Here is a 3,779-nt window from a genome sequence, read left to right as displayed (position 1 = left end):
GTCGGCGCGCGTGTCCGAACTCGCGGCGCGTCTCGAAGTGCTGAGCCCGCAGCGCACGCTGGAGCGCGGCTACGCGGCAGTGCTCGACGCACAGAGCGGCGCGGCCGTGCTCGCGCCCGCCGCGCTCAAACCGGGCAAGCGGCTCACCGTTCATCTCGCGCAGGGTAGCGCCGATGTCGCGCTCGCCGATGTGCAGCCGCGTCTCGCCGAAGGTTTCTGAACGACTCACGCTGGGTCGCCGGCGCGTGAGTGTGCGCGTGAGTGTGCGTGTGATTGCGCGTGATTCCGGGTAATTGATCGGAAGGATCGAGCGCCCAGGCGCGCTGCTTGCGCGAACACGCGGGTCGGTGCATGCGGTGCGCGAAGGATGTTCGTGAAACATCACAAGCGCTTGCAGACAGCAAACCGCAGCCTGCGCCGATAATGCCGCGCCGGCATCGTTCGCGCTGCCGCAACGCCCTGTTCGTGCGGACGAGCAGCGCATCCGCTCATGCCGCGCGACGCTCCCGAACCGGGGGAGCCGCATCGTCCGCGCAGGTGTGCCTGGAATGCGCGAAAGCCCTTGAAAGCCTTGTGCAGCCGATGTTCGGCATAATGTCCGCTCGTTTGCGGGGTTATTCCAACTCGCCTACAATCGAGTGCTCCATGCCGGTTATTACGCAGAACTCCCCATAACACGACGAAGGAACCGCATCATGTCATTTACGCTCCCGCCGCTGCCGTTCGCGAAGAACGCCCTCGCACCGACCATGTCGGAAGAGACGCTTGAATACCACTACGGCAAGCATCACCAGGCTTACGTCACGAACCTGAACAACCTGATCCCGGGCACCGAGTTCGAAAAGCTCTCGCTCGAAGAGATCGTCAAGAAGTCGTCGGGTGGCGTGTTCAACAACGCGGCTCAGATCTGGAATCACACGTTCTTCTGGAACAGCCTGTCGCCCCAGGGCGGCGGCGCACCGACGGGCGCGCTCGGCGACGCCATCAACGCGAAGTGGGGCTCCTACGACGCGTTCAAGGAAGCCTTCACGAAGGCTGCAGTCGGCAACTTCGGTTCGGGCTGGACGTGGCTCGTGAAGAAGGCTGACGGCTCGCTCGACATCGTGTCGACCAGCAACGCCGCTACGCCGCTCACGACCGACGCCACCGCGCTGATCACGATCGACGTGTGGGAACACGCTTACTACATCGACTACCGCAACGCACGTCCGAAGTTCGTCGAAGCGTTCTGGAACATCGTGAACTGGGACTTCGCTGCGAAGAACTTCGCATAAGGCAAGATAAGGCCAGCGCCCACGTCTGTTCCCGTGCCGTTCGCGCAGAACGGCACAAAAAAAGCCCTCGATTCGCATCGAGGGCTTTTTTGTTTGCGCGTGCCGGACGTGGACTTATGCGTCCCCGTGCGTCGTTATGCGCCCGTAATCGCGGCGACGGTTTCCTGCGTCGTGCGCACGTGGCCCATGAAGCCGAACAGTTTTTCGAACGAGAAGTGGTGCATCTCTTCGTTCAGGCCCGACGTGGCGTCTTCGACGAACACGAGCTTGAAGCCCTGATCGAAGGCCGCGCGCGCGGTGGACTCGACGCCGAAGTTGGTGGCGATGCCGCCCAGCACGATCGTGTCGATGCCGCGGCGACGCAGCTGCTGTTCGAGGTTGGTGCCGTGGAACGCACCCCATTGGCGCTTGGCGATCACCACGTCGCCGTCCTGCTGGCCGATCTCGGGCACGAGTTCGGACGCGATGGCCGGTGCGGGCGGCGTGCCCGGCTTGTGCATCGAGTTGTCGGCGGGCAGCGCCAGCAGTTCGTTGAGCAGCACGTGCACCCAGACCACCGTGCCGCCTTGCGCGCGCAGCGCGTCGGCGAGGGTCTTGGCTTTTTCGACCACCTGGGCGCCGCTATAGGGCGCGACCGGGCGGCTCACGATGCCGTGCTGGAGATCGATCATCACGAGCGCAGTCTTGCGCGGATCAAGAGAAAGGGCTTGCGTCATGGGACACCAATATGTGAGGATGGGCTCACATATAATACACGAATATGAGGATGGCCTCAGATATGGCGGAAGACCTGAAAAAAGAGGGGACACGGCGCGTACCGCGTCAGGAACGCGCGGCGCGTACCGTGGATGCGCTGCTCGAAGCGGCGGCCGACGCGTTCGCCGAACGCGGCTTCGACGCGGCCACCATGACGCAGATCGCGCAGCAGGCCGGCGTGTCGATCGGCGCGGCATATCAGTACTTTCCGAACAAGGAAGCGCTCGCGCTCGCCTTGCGCCTGCGTTACGGCGACGACATGGACGCACGCTGGACCGCGCTCATCGAAGAACAGGCGGAAGCCGAATTGCCGCTCGCGCAACTGGCCGAGCGCCTCTTCGACATGATGGTCGATCTGATGACTTCGTTTCCGGCCTATCTGCCGCTGCTGTCGGTGCCGCTCGGTTTTCGTCGCGACGACGCGGCGCGCAACAAGCTGCGTCAGCGTTTTGCCGGGCTGTTTCGTCGCTATAACGCCGATCTGTCGTCCGACGAGGCGTATCGCATCGCCGAGGTCATGCTGCAGGTCATCAAGAGTCTCAACCCGCTTTACGCGGCGGCCAAACCGAAGGACCGCAAGCTGCTGGTCGCCGAATACAAAGGCGTGATCGCCGCGTGGCTCGCGCAGCGGCTGGCGTCGTAATGCGCTTCGATCAGCGCTTCGTTCAGCGCGGCAACTGCTGGTCGCGCGAGGCGATCACGCGGTCGATCAAACCGTAATCCGCCGCCGCCTGCGCCGACATGAAGTTGTCGCGGTCGGTGTCGCGTTCGATCTGCGCGAGTTCGCGGCCCGTGTTCGCCGCGAGCATCGCGTTGAGCCGCTCGCGCTGAAAAATCACCTCGCGCGCCTGCAATTCGATATCGGACGCCGTGCCTTGTCCGCCGCCCGAAGGCTGGTGAATCATGATGCGTGCGTTCGGGAGTGCGAAGCGTTTTCCATGCGTGCCCGCCGCGAGCAGAAACGAGCCCATGCTGGCGGCGAAGCCCGTGCAGAGCGTGGACACATCGGGCTTGATGAACTGCATCGTGTCGTAGATCGCCATGCCGTCGTAGACCGAACCGCCCGGCGAATTGATGTAGAGGCTGATGTCCTTCTCGGGCTGTTCGGCTTCGAGAAACAGGAGCTGCGCGACGACCACGCTCGCGCTCTGCTCGTTGACCGGCCCGACGAGAAACACGATGCGTTCGCGCAGCAGGCGCGAATAGATGTCGTAGGCGCGCTCGCCGCGGCTCGACGTTTCGATGACCGTCGGCACGAGATTGAGCGCGCGCGGTGCGTTTGCTGCATGATGCGAATCGATGGGCTGCATGGAAATCCTCGTGGAAAAAGGGGACCGGCGCGGCGGTTCCATCGACGCGCGCCGTTGTCGACAAGACGCGTGCCGCGCGCGGTGCGTGACGAGGATTTTTTTGCGTGCGGCTGTCACATCGGCGCGTGGCCGGTCGTCTGGATGGCGGGAAGCACGGCGAAGCCGGAGCGCGAAGGAGCGAAGCGAATGACGCAGATGAGCGACGAAATCCACGAAGAAGCCAGCGAAAAAGCCAGCGAAGAAGCCGACGCGGAAATACGCGCCGTATCAGACGGCGCACCGAGCGGCGAGACCTGGAGCGAAGTCCGCCGCGCGGGCGTGTTCGCGAAGGAGCGGGCGCGATTGCTGGCGTTGGCGGCGCGCGTGCTCGGCAGCCGCGCGGAGGCCGAGGACGTGGTGCAGGACGCCTGGTTCCGCTGGCGCGACGGCGACGCCGCGG

At 64.2% G+C, this 3,779-nt stretch carries 6 protein-coding genes; 4 read left to right on the top strand and 2 right to left on the bottom strand.

All coding sequences use genetic code 11. The features are described 5' to 3' along the window. On the top strand, positions 1-220 hold a 220-nt coding region (locus tag G3N97_RS37325), incomplete at its 5' end, for an exodeoxyribonuclease VII large subunit (protein WP_277397879.1). 475 nt (positions 221-695) lie between these two features. Then, on the top strand, positions 696-1,274 hold the full coding sequence (gene sodB / locus G3N97_RS37320) for a superoxide dismutase [Fe] (RefSeq protein WP_065065223.1): 579 nt from the start codon (positions 696-698) through the stop codon (positions 1,272-1,274). A 134-nt stretch (positions 1,275-1,408) separates the two neighbouring features. Here sodB and G3N97_RS37315 read toward each other — a convergent pair whose 3' ends face one another. Then, positions 1,409-1,990, bottom strand: coding sequence for an isochorismatase family protein (locus G3N97_RS37315; RefSeq protein ID WP_205997770.1), 582 nt, complete (start codon positions 1,988-1,990; stop codon positions 1,409-1,411). A gap of 50 nt (positions 1,991-2,040) precedes the next feature. Here G3N97_RS37315 and G3N97_RS37310 point away from each other — a divergent pair, with 50 nt between their 5' ends. Continuing rightward, entirely contained in the window at positions 2,041-2,673 is a 633-nt protein-coding gene (locus G3N97_RS37310; protein ID WP_241031074.1) for a TetR/AcrR family transcriptional regulator, read from the top strand. Positions 2,674-2,695: 22 nt separating this feature from the next. On the opposite strand, the gene clpP is transcribed toward G3N97_RS37310, so the two are convergent. Beyond that, positions 2,696-3,340, bottom strand: a complete 645-nt coding sequence (gene clpP, locus G3N97_RS37305; RefSeq protein WP_205997769.1) for an ATP-dependent Clp endopeptidase proteolytic subunit ClpP — start codon at positions 3,338-3,340, stop codon at positions 2,696-2,698. 186 nt (positions 3,341-3,526) lie between these two features. Here clpP and G3N97_RS37300 point away from each other — a divergent pair. Continuing rightward, positions 3,527-3,779, top strand: a 253-nt coding sequence (locus tag G3N97_RS37300) for a sigma factor (RefSeq protein WP_277397878.1), incomplete at its 3' end; no start/stop codon positions are given.

The sequence above is a fragment of the Paraburkholderia sp. Ac-20347 genome, from assembly GCF_017104805.1.
Lineage (GTDB): Bacteria > Pseudomonadota > Gammaproteobacteria > Burkholderiales > Burkholderiaceae > Paraburkholderia > Paraburkholderia tropica.
The sequence above is the reverse complement of the archived record's forward strand: the minus strand, read 5'-3'. Positions and strand labels throughout refer to the sequence as shown.

Excerpts from the sequence above, each read along its gene's own strand:
- sodB (WP_065065223.1), top strand. The coding sequence starts at position 696 with ATGTCATTTACGCTCCCGCCGCTGCCGTTCGCGAAGAACGCCCTCGCA.
- G3N97_RS37315 (WP_205997770.1), bottom strand. The coding sequence starts at position 1,990 with ATGACGCAAGCCCTTTCTCTTGATCCGCGCAAGACTGCGCTCGTGATG.
- G3N97_RS37310 (WP_241031074.1), top strand. The coding sequence starts at position 2,041 with ATGGCCTCAGATATGGCGGAAGACCTGAAAAAAGAGGGGACACGGCGC.
- clpP (WP_205997769.1), bottom strand. The coding sequence starts at position 3,340 with ATGCAGCCCATCGATTCGCATCATGCAGCAAACGCACCGCGCGCGCTC.